Genomic DNA, 17336 nt, shown 5'->3' on the forward strand with positions numbered 1-17336 from the left:
ATTGACGGAACAGGTCCGCAGTCACCGTTTTTGGTTTGTGAATTGCCGCGGGGCGGCGCGATACGGGGAGTGCTTCAAATGCTTTCATAGGCGTTGTCTGCGGCGATGTCGCGCTCGTAAAATGGCAGGTTGCTCTTCAGCAAGACGATCGGCTCGATAAAGATGCTGTCCCTTTTCGGGAACTCATTTTTCACCAGAAAGTTAAACAGCGCTTTGCAGCCGAGGTAGCCGAGCTGGAAGGGCTTTTTGTAGATGATCGCCTGCAGCACGCCGGCGAGAAGCATCTCGCGGCTTTCCTGAAACAGATCGCTCCCAATCACCTTCACCGTTCCGGCGCGTCCCGCGTCCTGCACCGCTTTGCAGACCGGCGGCGTGTTGGTGGCCGTGCAGGAGTAGATCGCGCTAATTTCCGGGTCGGAGCGCAGCAGCTCCAGCAGCTCAATGTATAAACGCTCCGGTTCCTTGCGGTTGTAGATTTTAATGACCTCCATGCGGCTCCGCGACTTTGCAAAGTACTGTTCAAAGCCGGTGACATTCATATAGTGGGTCGAAACCATAATGTCGCCCGAAACCACCAGAGCTTTTCCCTGGTTCCCGGTAAAGCCCGAGATCAGCTCGGCGGCCAGGCTGCCCGCCATCAAATCGTGCGCGCGCACGCAGCAAAGGCGTTTTGCCTGCGGCAGGTCGGAGACGATGAAGACGGCCGGAACGCTTCTCTTGCTGAATTGGTCGATAAAATAAGTGAACGCCGGGTCTTCCATCGCGAGCGTTATCAGGCCCGAAATTTCATCGCAGTGGTTCTGGTATACCTCCTCCAGGTGCTTTGGCAGGCTGCTCAGCGGGCCGGAGAAGCCGAAATCCAGAATCTCAATGTTAAACTCGGCCGCCTCGGCCTGAAAGGCGCGCATCCCCTTCCAGATATCCCGGTAATAGTAGCGGTTTGTGCCGGAGTTCGGCAGCGGCGCCACAAAGGCAATTTTCATCAGCTTGCGTTTCAGGGAGGAGGCGACGTAGTTGGTTTTATAGCCCATGCTGCCGGCGATGGCCAGAATCTCTTTCCTCACCCTTTCGCTGATGCCGGGCTTGTTGTAAAGCGCCTTGTGTACGGTGGAAAGAGAAACCTCCGCCTCAGCCGCAATATCCTTTAATGTTGCTTTTTTCTCTTTCATGTTGATCCTTTTCCAATCGTTGATTTGCTTTCCTAATTCTGAAATCCCGTTTGAAAGAAAAGAAAACGGCATTCCGGACGCAATGTTTTTACCGTGTACCTACTATACCATAAACGCCAAAGGAAAGAAAGATAATTGTCTTAAATTGCAAAAAAACGTTTCTTTCTTATATTTTTCATATTATCTGCATTTTATAAAAGTAATATTATAAAATACAGAATTAAATGATGATGAATTGACTTTTATTATCTAAAATGCTAATATTATAATGAGAATAAGGGAAACGTTTCTCTATTCTCAAGGAGAAAGGCGGAGCAACAATGAAAATCGAAAAGTTTGAATCGTGGTGGGTAAAACGGGATCAATGCCTGTTTGACGAAAAGCGGAGAGGCGGCGCAAAAATGCCCTGGGACGTTGTAGTCATCAAGCTGACGACCGATACCGGCATTGAGGGAATCGCCACCGCTATGGCGGCCCGCTCCGGGCAGGTGACGGAGTCGTATCTCTGCGATACGGCGGCCCCGGTGGTAATGGGCCGTTCCCCGTACGACAGGGAGAAAATCTTCTACGATTTCTGGAATGTAGATCGTCACGAGGCGTTTTTCCCGGTTTTTCTGCCGGGCTCTGTGGATGTTGCACTGTGGGACATTTGCGCCAAGGCGGCGGGCCTCCCGCTGTACCAGTACATCGGCGCTTACCGCGAAAGCCTGCCGGTTTACGCGAGCAGCCTTTTTTACGATACCGTGGACGCCTATGTGAACGAGGCGCTGTACTACCGTGACAAGGGCATTCCGTTCTATAAGGCGCATCCGCCCGGCCCGTATGAGTTCGATATGGAGATTCACCAGAAGCTCCGCGAGGCCGTCGGCCCTGATATGGGCCTGATGACGGATCCCGTCGGCGAATACAGTCTGGACGAGGCGATCACGGTGGGCCGCCAACTGGAAAAGCTCAACTATCTGTGGTTTGAAGAGCCGTTTCGCGATTTCGAGCTCTACAAATATCAGGAGCTCTGCAAAGCGCTGGATATCCCGATCGCCGCGACGGAAACCACGCGCGGCGCTCACTGGGGCGTGGCGCAGGTGATCAGCCAGCGCGCGGCGGATATTGTGCGCGCCGATGTCTCCTGGAAATGCGGCGTCACCGGTACGCTGAAAATCGCCCACTTGGCAGACAGCTTTGGCCTGCGCTGTGAAATTCACACCACGACCATGACCTATATGGATATTGTCAACCTTCATGTTTCCTGTGCGATTCGCAACTGCCGCTTTTTCGAGTATTTTGTGCCGGAAGAGAGCTTCCGGTTCCCGATGAAGGGGAAGCTGCCCATCGACAATCACGGAATCATCACCGTGCCAAAAGCACCGGGCATCGGCGCGGAGCTCGACTGGGAGCTGATCGAGAGGAATTGTGTCTCTTATAAGGTGCTCACCTTGTAACAACCGGCCGGGGAGCGGTGTTGCGCAAAGAGATACCGGCCTTCTTTCCATAACGGATGGGGAGAATAGACTGCCAAAAAGATACAAGCGCTTTCCAAAAATCACGGGAAAAAACAAACGCTGTTTCATAGGGAAAGGAAGATCGGGCAATGAGCGAAGAAATGAAAAACATGTTTTCTCTGAAGGGGGAGCGCGCCGTCATTACCGGCGGCGCGACCGGCCTTGGGTTCGCGATGGCGAAATGTATGGCAGCCGCCGGGGCTGAGGTGGTTCTTCTGGCCAGAGACGCCGAAAAGCTGCAAAAGGCTTGCGAGGAGCTGGGCGGCAGCGCGAGCTGTTATGCCTGCGATGTGACCGATACCGACCGCGCGCAGGAAATCGCCGGACAAATCATAAGGGAGCGCGGCGATGTGACCATCCTGTGCAACAATGCGGGCAATCACTGCAAAAAGCCGATTGAAGAAATGTCCGTCAAGGACTTTACCGATGTGCTCGACGTTCACGTGGTCGGCGCCTACGCGCTTACCCGCGCGTTTGTTCCCCATATGAGAAAGAACCAAAAGGGCAGTATCGTCTTTACCGCGTCGATGACCTCGTTTATCGGCATGCCCTATGTGATGGGCTACGCCGCCGCCAAATCCGCGTACCTTGGGATGGTGCGCTCGCTGGCCGCCGAGGTCTCCGCGGACGGCGTCCGCGTCAACGCGGTTGCGCCCGGCTGGATCGACACGCCCATGTTCCACAAGGCTGTGGATAACGACCCGCCCCGCCGGCAGAAGATTCTCGGCAGAACGCCGATGAACCGGTTCGGCGATCCGGAGGATATCGGCTGGGCGGTTGTGTACCTTTGCTCTTCCGCCGCGAAATTTGTCAACGGCGTTGCGCTCCCGGTGGACGGCGGCGCACTGATCGGCTTTTGAGGCGAAATCATCTGAAAAGAATTGTTAAGTGAAAACAGCGGCGTCTTCTCCTATCGCAGACCGGGGCAGGTGCGGCCGGCTTTTGAAAAATACGATATGCCGAAAGAACAGTGGGAGGATTTCATCATGACACAATGGAAGAACGACAAGGAACTGTTTGCGCTCATGAAAGAGCGCCTGTACACCCCCGTTGTGGGGGATATTCTGGACGGCCTCGGCTGCTACCACCAGTTTCTTCCGCAGGAGGTTCGCCCCCTGCGCGGCGACATGAAGCTGGCGGGCCGCGCGATGCCGGTTCTGATGATCGACGTGTACGGGCCGCAAAAAAAACCGTTCGGCCTTCTTACGGAGGCGCTCGACCAGCTAAAGGAGGATGAGATTTACCTCGCGGCCGGCGGCACGAAGCGCTGCGCCTATTGGGGCGAGCTGCTCACGGCCACCGCCAGAACCAGAAAGGCGGCTGGCGCCGTCGTCAACGGCTGGCACCGCGACACGCCGCAGGTGCTCGAACAGAACTGGCCGGTGTTCAGCTGCGGCTGCTACGCGCAGGATTCCTCCGTGCGCACGCAGGTAGTAGATTTTCGCTGTCCGGTCGAATTCGGCGACGTGTGGGTCAATCCCGGCGACATCGTGTTCGGCGACATCGACGGCGTGCTGATCATTCCGCAGAAATACGAAACGGAAGTGTTTGAAAAGGCCCTGGAAAAGGCGGCGGGCGAAAAAGTAGTGCGAAAAGCGATCGAGGGCGGCATGACCGCGACCACGGCCTTTGCCAAATTCGGCATTTTGTAAAGGGGGCGGGAGTATGACCGGGCAGGCCGTTTTCCAGATCGATCGGGCAGATAATGTGGCCACCGCGCTTCAGGCCCTTGTGCCGGGTACCGCCGCGGCGCACGGCGACCCGATCCAGCCGGGCGTAACCGTTGCCGAGGAGATACCGGCAGGGCACAAGCTCGCGCTGCGCGACATAGCGCCGGGCGGGAGCATCGTGAAATACGGCGTGGTGATCGGGTGCGCCACCAAGGCGATCAAAACGGGGCAATGGGTGCATCTGCATAATATGAAAAGCCTGTATGACGCAAGGTCGTCGAGTCTGGATGCTGTGACCGGCGCGCCGACAGACACGCACTACGAGTGACCGTCCTTCGCGGTGAAAGCGCCGAGCTCCGTTATGTTTTTCCGCTTCGGCGGGAGGGGACATAACCGCCGCGATTGTACCGTCTGGTGAAAAATGAGTTCATATGGAGAAGTAGAGATGAAAGAGTATCAGGATGTACGCTGGCAGGGGTATCTCCGCCAGGACGGCAGAAAGGGAATCCGCAACAAACTGCTGGTGGTGTATACGGTGGAGTGTTCCTCGCATGTTGCGAAAGAGATCGCACGCCGCATCGACAGCGACGACGTGGATGTGGTGGGCTTCGACGGCTGCTGCGACAATGAGTACGCGGTGCGGCTGCTGCTGGCCCTGATCCGCCACCCGAACGTGGGGGCCGTGCTGGCGGTTGGCCTTGGCTGCGAGTATGTGCAGCCAAGGCATCTGGCGGAAAAAGCGCTGGAGGCCGGGAAACCGGCACAGTGGTTCTTTGTGCAGGAGCACGGCGGCACCGGGCCCTCCATCGAGTATGGTCTGCGGCAGGCCCGCTTGCTGCTCGAAGAGCTCAGGCACACGACCATGGCGCCGATGGGCTTTTCCGATCTGGTCGTCGGCGCGGAATGCGGCGGCTCGGACTATACCTCCGGTCTGGCCGGGAATGTGGTGGTCGGCCGTTTTTACGATAAGCTGGTCGATCTGGGAGGTACCGCCGTGTTTGAAGAGATTGTGGAGGCGGTGGGCCTGAAAGACCTGCTGGTGCGCCGGGGTGCGGACGACTGCGCGCGGGAACAGCTTGCCTATACCTACGACAAGGCATTGGAATACTGCAAGTCGGTGCGCCAGTATTCCGTTTCTCCCGGAAATTTCGCGGGCGGACTTTCCTCCATTGAAGAGAAGAGCATGGGCGCCGTGATCAAAAGCGGCAGCCGGCCCATCAGCGGCGTGATCAAGGTCTCTCAGCCCCCGCCCAGGCACGGGCTCTGGCTGCTCGACAGCACGCCCGACCCGTACTGGATGGGCTTCGGCTATACCAACCCCAACGACAACGAGGGCCTTATGGATTTGATTTCGTGCGGCTGTCAGCTGGTGTTTCTGGTGACCGGCCGCGGGAACGTCGTGGGCAGCGCGGTGGCCCCGGTGTATAAAATCACCGGGAACAGCGTCACCTTTCAGCGAATGAGCGGGGATATGGACTTTAACGCAGGCCCGGCTTTAAGCGGCGAGGTCACGCTGGAACAGCTGTGCGAGAATCTTTGCGATGAGGTGCTACGGGTCTGCTCCGGCGGGCAAACCAACGCGGAGCGCCTTGGCCATAAGGAGTATTTCATTCCCTATAAATATCAGGAAAAAGAGGTTGCGCTCAAAAGAAGATGCGAGTAGCGTTTCCGTGGTACTCGAAAATGCCGCGGTCGTGAAACGCCCTTTTCCCATTTTAATTGTATCGGCAGATACCGCAAATTGTCACATGCCGCGGGGCGTACTTCTTCCTCCGCGGCATCCGCTTTTTTGCAATGCGGTTTTCAGCGTTTGCTCCGTTTGAAAGCGGATGCCGTACCCGGTTTACTTTCCAATCGTCCCGGAGAAGTGCGGCGATTTTATCTCCGCTTGCGGTGGGGAAGAAACCAATCCTCTTTCAAAGAGGAATACCAATCTTAAATGACATTTTTTATTATTTTTATAAACAAAAATAATAAAATCTATCCTATTTGACAAACAAATGAAAGCTTTTTATAATAAGTGGTACAAAGTCTTAAATCAGGGGGTGTCGTCGTGAAAAAAACGGCACGAAAAGCGGCAGGGCTGCTTCTTGCGGCGGTTTTTCTGCTGCCCTTGGGCTGCGCTGATCACACCGCCCCGCCGCCGGAGGAGAGTGCGGTGAGCAGTCTTCCTGAAACCATCGTAAAATTCTGGACCTACTGCACCACGCCGGAGCGCGAGCAGGACTTTGCCCGCTTTCAGCGGATTTTAAAGGAGAGGCATCCCGAAATCACTCTGGATTACCTGGGAATACCGGGGGATATCCCGACCTTTATCCAAAAGCTCGATGTCGCGATCGCGTCGGATACCGCGCCGGATTTTACGGATTTTTACGACTCCAAATACATAAAGAACGGGTTTTACGAGCCGCTCGACGCCTTTTACGAGCAGTGGGGCGACAAGGAGTCGCTGAGTGCCGACGCCATTCTTCAGGCGCGCGCCTATGATCCGAAGCGGAAGCGCCTGTATGCGCTTCCGTTTTCGATGCAGCCGTGGGGCATGTGGGTTCGCACCGATCTGCTCCGGTCGGCGGCGATGGACGTTCCGCAGACCTGGGACGAGTTTTTCACCGCGGTGCAGAAGCTGACCAACCGCGAAAACGATCAGTACGGCATTGCGCTGCGCGGCGGCCCGGGCAGCAGCAATACGCTCGAAGCCCTGATGTACGCTTACTCGGGGCTCACCGATTATTTTGACAAAAACGGCAAGTGTACCATCAACTCTCCCAAGCATGTGGAGTTTGTCGAGCGGTACCTGGGCCTTTATAACCGCTATTCCGCACAGGATGATCTGGTGAAGGGCTGGACGCAGCTGACGGCATCCTTTCAGGCGGGCAAGGCGGGCATCATCTTTCACAATTTCGGCTCCGGCACATCGATTGCTGCCGCCTTTTACGGGGATCAGTCGCGGTTTCAGGCGGCGGAGCTCCCCCGGGCGGCCGACGGCGGCGCCCGGATGCGGTTTGTATCGATGCGCTCCGTCAGCATGAATTCCAAGTCCGACGTGAAAGAGGCGGCCTTTCAGGCCATGGCGGTTTATTGCAGCGCCGCGGTGCAGATTCCGCGCTGCAAAACGCAGGGGGAGGTTCCCGTGGTGGTGGGCGCGGCGTCCAGCCCCGGTTATATCGACGACAACCACCCGTACCTGCGGCTGGCCGAGCGGATGGTCTCGGGCAAAGACGGCTCCGTGCAGATTCAGGTGCCGGTTTATCTGCCGCAGTACACCGAGATTCAGTCCGAGGTGGAGCCGATGATTCAAAAGGTGATGGCGGGCAGTCTTTCGGCGAAGGATATGCTCGACCAGTGGGCCAAGCTGCTGGAAGCCGCCAAAAAGCAGTTCGACAGCACGCGGGACTAGGCTTTACGATTTTCGTGAAGGAGCGCGGGGTCTTGAAAAAAGTATTTCAAAAGCCGATCAAAAAGCAGATTATGCTCCTTTTTCTTCCGGTGGTGATCGCCGCGGTGCTGGTCATCGGCTTGTTCGCGTATTTCTTTGAAACGAACAACATTAAAAAGAACGCCTCTTTTCTCACGCAGAGCATGGTGAGCCAGATTTCGATTCTGCTCAACGACAAAATGATGACCGCGTTTACGCAGATGATCAGTCTGTCAGGCAGCCCGGCGGTCAACACTCTTTTGCTCAGCGAGAGCTCGCCGGAAGAGGACTTTGGCAGTCTGATGACCTGCTACAACAGCATGGAAGAAATCTACCGCAACTATGACCAGATGATCGATTCGCTGTATTTCTGCAACAACCGCGGAATCGAGGTCAAATATTTTGTCAGCGACGTGCCGAAGCACATCGGCCTTTCGCTGCCCCAGTGGATGAAAAAATACAACACCTCGCCGCATGGGGTGTACTGGCTCAATGATCACCGGGACGACGTGTTCCAGACGACGACGCCGCACAAGGTGATTTCCGTGTTCCGGATGATCGGCTCCCCGCAGTCCGCCTCCAGCGGGATCCTCCTCTTGAATTTAAACAGCAGCTATTTTTCCGGAATTCTCGACAATGTTCATGTGTCTGAAAACGGATACATGATGCTGATCAGCAGAGACGGTACGCTGCAATCCGCCGCAATGCAGAACCGGTATTGTCTGACGCTTTCCGCCGTGGAAAAGCTCAAGGAGCATTTCGGCTCCAGCGGCAGCACCGTGCTGCGCAGCGTGACGAATCAGCGGATGATCGTCACGTATCAGAGCATCGAGGCCAACGGCTGGATCGTTGCGGCCGTCATGCCGGAAAGTGATCTGTTGAGCAGCGCGGGGGAGTTCAAATACATATTGCTGGTGCTGATGCTGGCGCTGACACTGCTCGTCGTCTTTCTTTCCAATTTGCTGGCAAAGAGCGTCTCCAAACCGATCGAGTACCTTTCCGACCAGGTGATCAAGTTCGATAACGGAGACATGAACGTCAGCTTTCAGGTGGACGCCGGCAGCGAGATCGGCGTTCTGGCGCACGGCCTCTCTTATTTGAAAATCGCCGTCACAGAGCTTCTGGCACAGGTGCGCCGCGAGCAGGAGCAGAAAACAAAGATGCAGCTGTTGGCGCTTCAGGAGCAGATCAAGCCCCATTTTCTGTACAACACCATCGGTTCCATCCGCCAGCTGGTCAACATGAAAAACAATCGTATGGCAAGCGATATGTGCGTGGAGCTGGCCCGTTTTTATCGGCTGGGCATCAGCGGCGGTAAAGAGATCGTCACAGTCAGGGAAGAGCTGGAGCATGTCGCAAGCTATCTGGAAATTCAGAAAATGCGCTACGGCGACGACTTTGAATATGAAATCGACGTTAAGGAAGCGCTTTTGTCCCTCCGCATTCTCAAGCTGAGCCTGCAGCCGCTCGTGGAAAACGCCATTTACCACGGGATCAAAACAAAAGACGGCATCGGGATGATTTTGGTCAGTGGGGAAAAGCTGGAGGACCGTGTCGTGCTGACCGTGTTCGACGACGGCGTGGGCATGAACGGCGGGAAGCTCGAGGACCTGCGCAGTACGCTGAGGCTGCCGCCCGAAGTAAACCATACCAAATATTTCGGCCTGCGCAATGTCAATACCCGTTTAAGGCTTTACTTTGGGGAGGAGTCCGGCATCGTATTTGAAAGTGTAGAGGGTGTTTATACCCAGGCGAGCATCGTGATTCCGCTTGCCGGCCCGGAGGAGGAATGAAGTTTCGTGCATAAGCTGTTGATTGTCGACGATGACCAGATCATCCGTGCGGGGATGAAGCAGAGTATTGAATGGGAGGAAAACGGCATAGAGGTGGTGGGCACCGCCGGCAACGGGCGGGAATGCCTCGAGATGATCCCGAGCTGCCTTCCGGACATCATCCTCACCGATATCAAAATGCCTTTTATGGACGGCATAGAGCTGATGGAGGCGGTGTACCGGCTCTACCCGCATATCAAGGTGGTTCTGCTGACGGCGTACGGCGATTTTAAATACGCGCAGATGGCGCTGAATTACAAGGTGTGCCAGTACGTGATGAAATACGAGCATAACTCAGAGGTGCTCGGGGCCGTGCTGAAAGCCGCCAGGGAATCCGACCAGCAGAAGGATAACGTAGAGATGATTCGGCGCGGACGAAAGCTGCTGAAGAATAAATTCTTTTACGATCTGGTGGTCAATTTTCAAAATGACAATGAATTGGGGGAACGCGCAAAGCGGCTGAATATCCGTTTTATCAGCTCCACGTTCTGCGTCGTTTGCATCGACGTAGGCAAACGGAGCGAACGGGAGGCGGAGATTCTGCTGTGGCAGAAAAAGCAGCTCTGCGAAAAGATCGGGGAGCTGCTGCAAAGCCGCCTGAGCCTGCCGACGGTGCAGGTGTATTATTTTGTGGGCGATATTTACCTCAATCTGGTCGTCAATTTTGCGGAGCGGCTGTCCGAAAGCGGGCAGGGGGCCTTTTTCGCCGAGCTGGAGCGGGCGTTTGCTCTGGTAAGAGAAGCCCAGAGCGTAACGCTGTCCGCCGGGGCAGGCTCGCTGTATAAAGGGTATCCCAATATTTTAAAATCCTATACGGAGGCGACGCAGGCTCTGGAAATGAAAAGCATGCTGGAACCCCGCCTGCAGGAGGGCAAGAACCTCGTCCGGTTCGAGGAGCTGAAAAACAGCAGCGTTTCGCATGCCGCTGTTCTGCGGCAGGTGCTGTCGTTTATGGATTCCAATTATCATCAGGAGGACCTTTCACTGAACCGGATCGCCGAGGAGGTTCACCTGACGCCGAGCTATATCAGCACACTGTTCAAAAAGTACCAGGGGGTTAACCTCAGCGATTACCTGATGGAGCTCCGCGTGAAAAAGGCGATGAGCCTTTTGGCGGAAACAGACCTGAAAACATACGAAATATCCGAAAAGGTGGGGTATGGCAACCCGCAGTATTTCAGCGTGGTTTTTAAACGAATCACCGGCTGCGCCCCGGGCGAATACCGCAAAATAAGCCGTGCCTGATGGGCGGGGTGAATAGGGAAGCAACTGTGGAATCTCAAAACCACGAGATAGACAGTCGATAGATGGATGTGTTAAAATGATCCAGAAGTCAAAATGGTTCGTTTTTATTGATTGAGGTGGTCTTGTGAAGTTACGAGAGGAATATACTTGCCCTTTGGAATTGACCCATGACATAACCAAAGGAAAATGGAAGCCCATAATTCTGTGGCAGCTGGGGAAGGGCAAAATGTCATTATCGCAGCTTGAGCGCGATATCAAGGGGGTCAATCAGAAAATGCTGTTGGAGCAGCTAAAAGAGCTGCTGGATTTTGGAGTGATTGAAAAAGAATCTTTCGAGGGCTATCCATTAAAAGTAGAATATTCATTGACGGAACGTGGGCACAAATTGTTACAAGCGATCGTCATCATGCAGTCGATCGGGATCGACCTGATGAAAGAGAACGGTATGTTTGACGTTCTCAAAGAACAGGGGTTTATTGATTAAAAGGATACCCACAAAAAAGTGGGTCATTTACTTCGTCGTTGCATCATGCTATGCTTGCAGCAGGAGGCGGTAAAAAATGTTAAGAGATGCGGAGAAAACAATAGGAAATCTGATTGACAAACAGAGCGTTTCTTTTATTAGTTCAGTGGATGAAAACGGATTCCCAAATACAAAGGCCATGCTCCCGCCGAGAAAAAGAGAGGGAATCCGAGTTTTTTATTTTACAACAAACACCTCTTCCATGAAGGTGTCTCAGTATCACTCCAATCCCAAAGCGTGCATCTATTTCTGCGACAAAAGATTTTTTCGGGGAATCATGCTGGTCGGCACGGTGGAGGTGCTGGAGGACGCTGCAAGCAAAGAGATGATCTGGCGGGAGGGCGACACGCAGTATTACTCTAAAGGTGTTACAGACCCGGACTATTGCGTCTTGAAATTCACGGCGGGCGAGGGACGCTATTATGCAAATTATAAGTCCGAAAGCTTCTCAATTGAATAAAAGCCGCAAGGTGCTGCATGTGCGCCGCTCTATGGTGCCCTGCGTATTGGTCACAGCCTGTTCGGCCTGCCGCCAAAGTTCGGCTGATTTTGAGAGGGATTGATTCTTCTGTGACAAAACAGAAGAAAAGATTTCTGTTCTGAACAAATTTGAAGTGTTTCGTGCGAAAAGGATAGTAAAATATTTCGGGTTGATTTTGGCAAAAATGTATGGTATTATTTTTTCAATTCAATCAGTAATTCGGCAAAGAGGCCTCATTCATGGTGCAGCCAGCACCGCGAATGAGGCCTTTCTTAGGTGGTTGGCCGGCGATCATCCAAAATAGAATTGCTGTGACATAGTTCGGTGCAATTTCAAATCGGCGGATTTAAAATTGGATTTTCGCAGATTGGGAGCGCACGCCTACAACACAGTCCAATCGTATTGAGGAGGAAAACGAATGAATGCTGTCAACTCAGGGGACATCTCTTGGATGCTAACCTCTTCTGCTCTCGTTTTAATTATGACCCCCGGCCTTGCCCTGTTTTATGGGGGAATGGCCGGTCGAAAAAACACAGTAAACACCGTGATGTCGTCCGCCTTTATCATGGGCCTTGCTTCCATTCTTTGGGTTCTGTTTGGCTTTTCCCTGTCCTTCAGCGGCGGGGCCGGGGGAATCATCGGCGATTTCAGTTGGTTCGGTATGAGTTTTACAGAGGATTCGGCGGCAACCGCTTACGCGCCGACAACGGTCTGTTTTGCGGTATTCCAGATGATGTTTGCCATCATCACCCCCGCACTGATCACCGGCGCGCTCATCGGCAGAATGCGCTTTTCCGCTCTGTTTGTTTTCATCGCCCTGTGGTCGGTTCTCGTCTATTATCCGCTGGCGCATATGGTGTGGGGCGGCGGCTACCTGATGAAGCTGGGCGCGATTGATTTTGCCGGCGGTACGGTGGTGCACATCAGCTCCGGCGTCAGTGCTCTCATGGCCGCTATCTGGCTGGGCGCCCGCAAAAAGACCGAAAAAGAGGCGGCTCGCCCGCACAATATGCCATTGGTATTTCTCGGCGCGGCGCTTCTGTGGTTCGGCTGGTTCGGCTTTAACGCAGGCAGTGCGGGTGCGGCCAATACACTGGCGGTTCACGCGTTTATGACCACCAACACCGCCTGCGCGGCGGCAATGCTCTCGTGGATGCTGATTGAGAAGCTCCGCACAGGAAAGATGACCCTTGCAGGTGTTTCCACCGGGATTGTCGTCGGCTTGGTCGCGATCACCCCCGGCGCGGGCTTTGTACCGATCTGGGCGTCACTTGTCATCGGCGCTTTGGTCAGCCCCATCTGCTATTTCTTTATTACCGTTGTCAAGCCCAAATTTGGTTACGACGATTCTCTGGATGCGTTCGGCTGCCACGGCATCGGCGGAGTTTGGGGCGCAATTGCAACCGGAATTTTCGCGGTAAAGGGCTTCAATCCCGATCCCAGCGCAGATGTGGTACAGTGGAACGGTTTGTTCTTTGGCCAGAGCGAGCTGTTTGTGCGCCAGCTGATCGCGATCGGCATCACGCTGGTGATTTCTCTGGTCGGCACGGGAATTGCTTTGAGTGTTACACAGCTGATTTTGAGAAGAATTCGTGTGACCCCCGAGGAGGAAGCGCTTGGGCTGGATCTTTCTGAGCATGGGGAGCCCGCCTACCCGGCTTTTGACGGGATGGATTCTGCGGATGCCGGCTTTGCTTTTACTGAAACCGAGGAGGTTTTTTCTGAAAAGACACACTGCGCAGTGAAAGCGAAAAGTGCCGAACTCCCCGGCTGATGAGCCGTTTTGCGCACTCACACCGTCTGCACAGACCGATTTGACAATTGCTTATAAGACCTTTTGATAGAAACTACTCCTCTACCGCCGAAAGGCGGGGAAAAGCCCGCGGCCTCCCCAAAGCCGCGGGCTTTTTCTGTGTGCCGGTACAAATAAATCAGATATGCTTTGATTTATTTAAAATTTTGATAGTTTGGAACAAAATCCCAGTCTGCTTTTTTCTGCGCGGCTCATGGAATCATCCGTTGAAATCTTTTGAAAAAATCGTTCGGCCACTTCAAACTAAGATTTTACAGTGCGGCTGTCCTGCAAATAATTGGCTCGAAAAACGCTGTGTTTCAGACCATGCGGCAGGAAATAATAGAATTGGGCCAATCGGCGGGTTGAAAATGAAAAGGGAAAGGCAAATTATGGATAATAATAAGAACAGAATGAAGGACAGACCGAAAAGCAATCCGGAGCTCAGAAAAATGAAGCCGCGGGAAAATGCGGACGTTGGGATGATCAACGGCAAAAAAACAGGGCAGCATGACGCCGAATTTGAAAAAACAAAGGAGGGCATGAGATGAACACCATGCTTTGCAGTGTGTCAGGCCTTCAGAATAAAGAGGGCAAAACGCAGATCAAAAACGCGCTGAACAAGATCAAAGGGGTTCATCAGGTTGGGGTCAACCTCGTCACAGGCAGCATACAAGTCAAATACAATGAGCCCGCAACAGAGATGGAACTGAAAAACTGCATTGAAAACACAGGCTTTCAGATTGAATACGAATAGGAGATTAGTATGGCTGATAATAAAAAGAAAAGTACGAAGAACGGAAAAAAAGAGGATGAAAAATTCCGTTCTAAAAATGTAAAGCATGATCCCGCTGCAGAAAGCGCAAGAGCGGTGTTCGGCCTGAGGGAGCCGGAGCAAACGGACAACAGGCATTTGTCGATCTGAAAAAACCGGTGAACCATACTTTGGTTCACCGGTTTTTTACATATCGATATTTATTCTCCTAAATAGGATTTCAGCAGCACCTGCAACAGTTCGTCGCGGTCAATGCGGCGAATCAGGCTACGGGCATTGTTGTGCGCCGTGATATACGTAGGATCCTCGGAGAGGATGTACCCTACAATCTGATTGATCGGGTTATACCCTTTTTCTTTCAAAGCGTCGTAGACAGTGGTCAGAATGTTTTTAATATCCTCCTCACGGTCGCCGGGAAAGGAAAAAGTCATCGTTTTATCGAACATGGATACACCTCCAGTATGGTAATCATACAATATTTCACAGTGGAAAACAAGGGGATTTCGTGACAAAAATCAAAACAAATGCGATTTCTCCGAAAGTTCAGGAGCGCAGCAGGGCGCCGATTTTCTCCAGCTCCTGAAATACCTTTTTCATCACGGAGCCGGTGGCCTCCTCGTTGAGCGTGCCCTCGCCGGAACGAAGAACCAGGCTGAACGCCACGCTCTTTTTGCCGGCCTCGATCTGCTCGCCCTTGTAAACGTCGAACAGGCGAACGCTCTCCAGCAGCTTGCCCGCGCCGCGCACAATGGCCTTCTGCAGGTCGCGCACCGGAATCTCGTCGCTGCAGATCAGCGCCAAATCACGGGTGACCGCCGGGAACTTCGGCAGGGGCGTATAGTGCTTTTCGGTCTGCGCGTGGCGGAACATCAGGTCAAGATCGAGCGTAAAGCTGTAAACGCGCTCGCCGATGCCGTAGTTCTCCTGCACCTGGGGATGAATCTCGCCCAGAACGCCCAGGCGTTCCCCTTCGATCGTGAGCACCGCGCAGCGGCCGGGATGATAGCTGAATTCATCCGCGGCGGCGGCAATATCCCACCCGGTCACGCCGACGCGCTCCAGCAAATCCTCGGCGATGCCCTTCAGGGTGAAGAAATCCGCGTCGTTTCCGTACAGGCCGGCAACGAGCACCTTGCGCTCCACGGGCAGCTTGTCGGGCTCGGTGGGCAGGTATTCTCTGGCGGGCTCAAACAAAGCGGCGGCCGCGTTGCGGTTGTTGTAGTTTTTGGCGAGAATCTCCATCATGGAGGGCAGCGCCACCGTGCGCATTATGCTCGTGTCCTCGCCCAGCGGATTCGAGATGACGACGGAGCGGCGCAGGGGGGAATCCGCGGGCATACGGATTTTATCGTAATACTTGGGGCTGATGAAGGAATACGTGGTGATCTCGCTCAGTCCCAGCGCCAGCATGGCGTCGCTCACTGCGGAATCAAACCGCTGGCGGGCGCTGAATTTGCCCTGCGATCCGCCGGGCAGGCTCTGGCTCGGAATGTTATTATACCCATAAAAACGGGCGATCTCCTCGGCGATATCCGCTTTGTGCTGCAGGTCGGGGCGGAACGTCGGCACAACAACGGTGTCGCCGTCCAGACGGCAGCCGATGCGGACGAGGATTTTCTCCATCTGCGCGGCGGAAAGCTCGCACCCGAGGAAGCGGTTGATCCAGTCTGCCTCAAGCGGAATACGGCGCGGCTGAATCCCAATGGTGCCGTCCATCATCACGTCGTCCAGCACATCGCCGGCGTCGAGCAGCTCAACGAGCTCGCAGGCGCGCTCCAGCGCGGGCAGGCAGTTGTTGGGGTCAAGTCCCTTTTCAAAGCGGGAGGAAGCGTCGGTGCGCATACCAAGCGCCTTTGCGGTCAGGCGGACGGAAACGGCATCGAAGCACGCGGATTCAAACACGATCGTCGTGGTGTCGTTCATGATGCCGCTGTATTCGCCGCCCATCACGCCCGCTACGGCGACCGGCTTTGCCGCGTCGGCAATTACCAGATTGCTTTCGTTCAGCTTGCGCTCCACGCCGTCCAGTGTCGTGATGCTTTCCCCGGCCCTTGCGCGGCGCACGCGGATGCTTCCCTGCTCCACAAAGCGCAGGTCAAATGCGTGCATGGGCTGGCCGTATTCGAGCATGACATAGTTGGTGATGTCTACAATGTTGTTGATGGGGCGCACACCCATCACGCGCAGGCGCTCGCGCATCCAGCGGGGAGAGGGCTTCACCCGCACGTTTTTCACAATGCGCGCACAGTAGGCGGAGCAAAGGTCGGGCGCTTCGATCGCGACGTTCAACAGCTCCTTGCCGCTGCCGTGGCCGCCCTTTACAACCGGGGTGTGCAGGGTCAGCGGCTTCTGGAAGGTGGCGGCCACCTCACGCGCCAGACCGATCACAGAAAAGCAGTCGGGGCGGTTCGAGGTGATCTCGAATTCCACCTGCGTGTCGTCAAGGCCGATCGCCTGCTGAATCGGGTCGCCGGGCCTGCAGTTTTCCTGCAATACGAAAATCCCGTTTTCAATCGCGTAGGGGAAGTCGTTGACCGTCAGGCCCAGCTCGCTCAAAGAGCACATCATGCCGAAGCTCTCCACACCGCGCAGCTTGCCTTTTTTGATTTTCACGCCGTTCGGCAGGGTGGAGCCGTGCAGTGCCGTGGGAACCAGGTCGTTTTCCTTCAGGTTCTGCGCGCCGGTCACAATCTGAATCGGCTCGGGTTCGCCAATGTCCACCGAGCAGATCAGCAGGTGATCCGAATCGGGGTGCGGCGTAATCGAGAGCACGCGGCCGACGACGACCTTGTCAATGTCGCTTCCCTCTGTGTGGTATTCCTCAACTTTAGAGCCGGAAATCGTAACTGCCTCTGTGAAATCACGCATCGGCATCGGGTCCAGCGCAACAAATTCCTTTAACCATTTCATTGAAAGATTCATTCTGGGCTCACCT

General features: G+C 54.5%; 17 protein-coding genes. 14 read left to right on the plus strand and 3 right to left on the minus strand.

Annotation, left to right across the window (positions count from 1 at the left end; genetic code table 11):
- Positions 1-74: 74 nt before the first annotated feature.
- The gene (locus tag G340_RS0107575) at positions 75-1169 is read right to left on the minus strand and encodes a LacI family DNA-binding transcriptional regulator (RefSeq protein WP_020073048.1); all 1095 of its coding nucleotides are present in this window, start codon (positions 1167-1169) and stop codon (positions 75-77) included.
- A gap of 320 nt (positions 1170-1489) precedes the next feature.
- On the opposite strand from G340_RS0107575, the gene G340_RS0107580 reads away from it, so the two are divergent.
- The 14 genes from G340_RS0107580 (at position 1490) to G340_RS18215 (ending at position 14551) form a co-directional block, all read left to right on the plus strand.
- Positions 1490-2608 carry an enolase C-terminal domain-like protein gene (locus G340_RS0107580; RefSeq protein WP_020073049.1) on the plus strand — a complete coding sequence of 373 codons (1119 nt, stop codon included), beginning with the start codon at positions 1490-1492 and terminating at the stop codon, positions 2606-2608.
- Positions 2609-2757: 149 nt separating this feature from the next.
- Entirely contained in the window at positions 2758-3528 is a 771-nt protein-coding gene (locus tag G340_RS0107585) for an SDR family NAD(P)-dependent oxidoreductase (protein ID WP_020073050.1), read from the plus strand.
- A 96-nt stretch (positions 3529-3624) separates the two neighbouring features.
- Positions 3625-4320: an RraA family protein gene (locus tag G340_RS0107590; protein ID WP_407635357.1), complete on the plus strand. Its 696-nt coding sequence runs from the start codon at positions 3625-3627 to the stop codon at positions 4318-4320.
- Between the two features lie 13 nt (positions 4321-4333).
- The gene (locus tag G340_RS0107595) at positions 4334-4666 is read left to right on the plus strand and encodes a UxaA family hydrolase (RefSeq protein WP_020073052.1); all 333 of its coding nucleotides are present in this window, start codon (positions 4334-4336) and stop codon (positions 4664-4666) included.
- Positions 4667-4783: 117 nt separating this feature from the next.
- Complete coding sequence (locus G340_RS0107600) at positions 4784-6001, plus strand: UxaA family hydrolase (protein ID WP_020073053.1); 1218 nt, start codon at positions 4784-4786, stop codon at positions 5999-6001.
- A 390-nt stretch (positions 6002-6391) separates the two neighbouring features.
- Complete coding sequence (locus G340_RS0107605) at positions 6392-7735, plus strand: ABC transporter substrate-binding protein (RefSeq protein ID WP_020073054.1); 1344 nt, start codon at positions 6392-6394, stop codon at positions 7733-7735.
- Between the two features lie 32 nt (positions 7736-7767).
- Entirely contained in the window at positions 7768-9546 is a 1779-nt protein-coding gene (locus tag G340_RS0107610; protein ID WP_020073055.1) for a sensor histidine kinase, read from the plus strand.
- Between the two features lie 6 nt (positions 9547-9552).
- Complete coding sequence (locus G340_RS0107615) at positions 9553-10830, plus strand: response regulator transcription factor (protein ID WP_020073056.1); 1278 nt, start codon at positions 9553-9555, stop codon at positions 10828-10830.
- A 124-nt stretch (positions 10831-10954) separates the two neighbouring features.
- Positions 10955-11314, plus strand: coding sequence for a winged helix-turn-helix transcriptional regulator (locus G340_RS0107620; RefSeq protein ID WP_027103910.1), 360 nt, complete (start codon positions 10955-10957; stop codon positions 11312-11314).
- Positions 11315-11390: 76 nt separating this feature from the next.
- Positions 11391-11813 carry a pyridoxamine 5'-phosphate oxidase family protein gene (locus G340_RS0107625; protein ID WP_020073058.1) on the plus strand — a complete coding sequence of 141 codons (423 nt, stop codon included), beginning with the start codon at positions 11391-11393 and terminating at the stop codon, positions 11811-11813.
- Positions 11814-12252: 439 nt separating this feature from the next.
- A complete protein-coding gene (locus tag G340_RS0107630) occupies positions 12253-13608 on the plus strand; it encodes an ammonium transporter (protein WP_020073059.1) in 1356 nt (451 codons plus the stop codon).
- 185 nt (positions 13609-13793) lie between these two features.
- A complete protein-coding gene (locus G340_RS17870) occupies positions 13794-14177 on the plus strand; it encodes a hypothetical protein (RefSeq protein ID WP_154653132.1) in 384 nt (127 codons plus the stop codon).
- On the plus strand, positions 14174-14383 hold the full coding sequence (locus G340_RS0107640; protein WP_020073061.1) for a heavy-metal-associated domain-containing protein: 210 nt from the start codon (positions 14174-14176) through the stop codon (positions 14381-14383). The genes G340_RS17870 and G340_RS0107640 overlap by 4 nt, the downstream gene beginning before the upstream one ends.
- Before the next feature lie 9 nt (positions 14384-14392).
- Positions 14393-14551 (plus strand): CPC_1213 family protein, encoded by a 159-nt coding sequence (locus G340_RS18215; RefSeq protein ID WP_020073062.1) that lies wholly within the window; start codon positions 14393-14395, stop codon positions 14549-14551.
- Between the two features lie 50 nt (positions 14552-14601).
- Here the strand turns inward: G340_RS18215 and G340_RS0107650 are convergent, their stop codons facing one another.
- Positions 14602-14847 (minus strand): IreB family regulatory phosphoprotein, encoded by a 246-nt coding sequence (locus G340_RS0107650; RefSeq protein ID WP_009066768.1) that lies wholly within the window; start codon positions 14845-14847, stop codon positions 14602-14604.
- Between the two features lie 97 nt (positions 14848-14944).
- The gene (pheT, locus tag G340_RS0107655; RefSeq protein WP_020073063.1) at positions 14945-17323 is read right to left on the minus strand and encodes a phenylalanine--tRNA ligase subunit beta; all 2379 of its coding nucleotides are present in this window, start codon (positions 17321-17323) and stop codon (positions 14945-14947) included.
- Positions 17324-17336 lie beyond the last annotated feature (13 nt).

It is taken from the genome of Faecalispora sporosphaeroides DSM 1294, from assembly GCA_000383295.1.
In the GTDB taxonomy this organism is placed as follows: Bacteria; Bacillota; Clostridia; order Oscillospirales; family Acutalibacteraceae; genus Faecalispora; species Faecalispora sporosphaeroides.

Coding starts and splice junctions, on each gene's coding strand:
- G340_RS0107600 (WP_020073053.1), top strand. CDS start 4,784: ATGAAAGAGTATCAGGATGTACGCTGGCAGGGGTATCTCCGCCAGGAC.
- G340_RS0107595 (WP_020073052.1), top strand. CDS start 4,334: ATGACCGGGCAGGCCGTTTTCCAGATCGATCGGGCAGATAATGTGGCC.
- G340_RS0107585 (WP_020073050.1), top strand. CDS start 2,758: ATGAGCGAAGAAATGAAAAACATGTTTTCTCTGAAGGGGGAGCGCGCC.
- G340_RS18215 (WP_020073062.1), top strand. CDS start 14,393: ATGGCTGATAATAAAAAGAAAAGTACGAAGAACGGAAAAAAAGAGGAT.
- G340_RS0107630 (WP_020073059.1), top strand. CDS start 12,253: ATGAATGCTGTCAACTCAGGGGACATCTCTTGGATGCTAACCTCTTCT.
- G340_RS0107575 (WP_020073048.1), bottom strand. CDS start 1,169: ATGAAAGAGAAAAAAGCAACATTAAAGGATATTGCGGCTGAGGCGGAG.
- G340_RS0107625 (WP_020073058.1), top strand. CDS start 11,391: ATGTTAAGAGATGCGGAGAAAACAATAGGAAATCTGATTGACAAACAG.
- pheT (WP_020073063.1), bottom strand. CDS start 17,323: ATGAATCTTTCAATGAAATGGTTAAAGGAATTTGTTGCGCTGGACCCG.
- G340_RS0107590 (WP_407635357.1), top strand. CDS start 3,625: ATGCCGAAAGAACAGTGGGAGGATTTCATCATGACACAATGGAAGAAC.
- G340_RS0107580 (WP_020073049.1), top strand. CDS start 1,490: ATGAAAATCGAAAAGTTTGAATCGTGGTGGGTAAAACGGGATCAATGC.
- G340_RS0107640 (WP_020073061.1), top strand. CDS start 14,174: ATGAACACCATGCTTTGCAGTGTGTCAGGCCTTCAGAATAAAGAGGGC.
- G340_RS0107650 (WP_009066768.1), bottom strand. CDS start 14,847: ATGTTCGATAAAACGATGACTTTTTCCTTTCCCGGCGACCGTGAGGAG.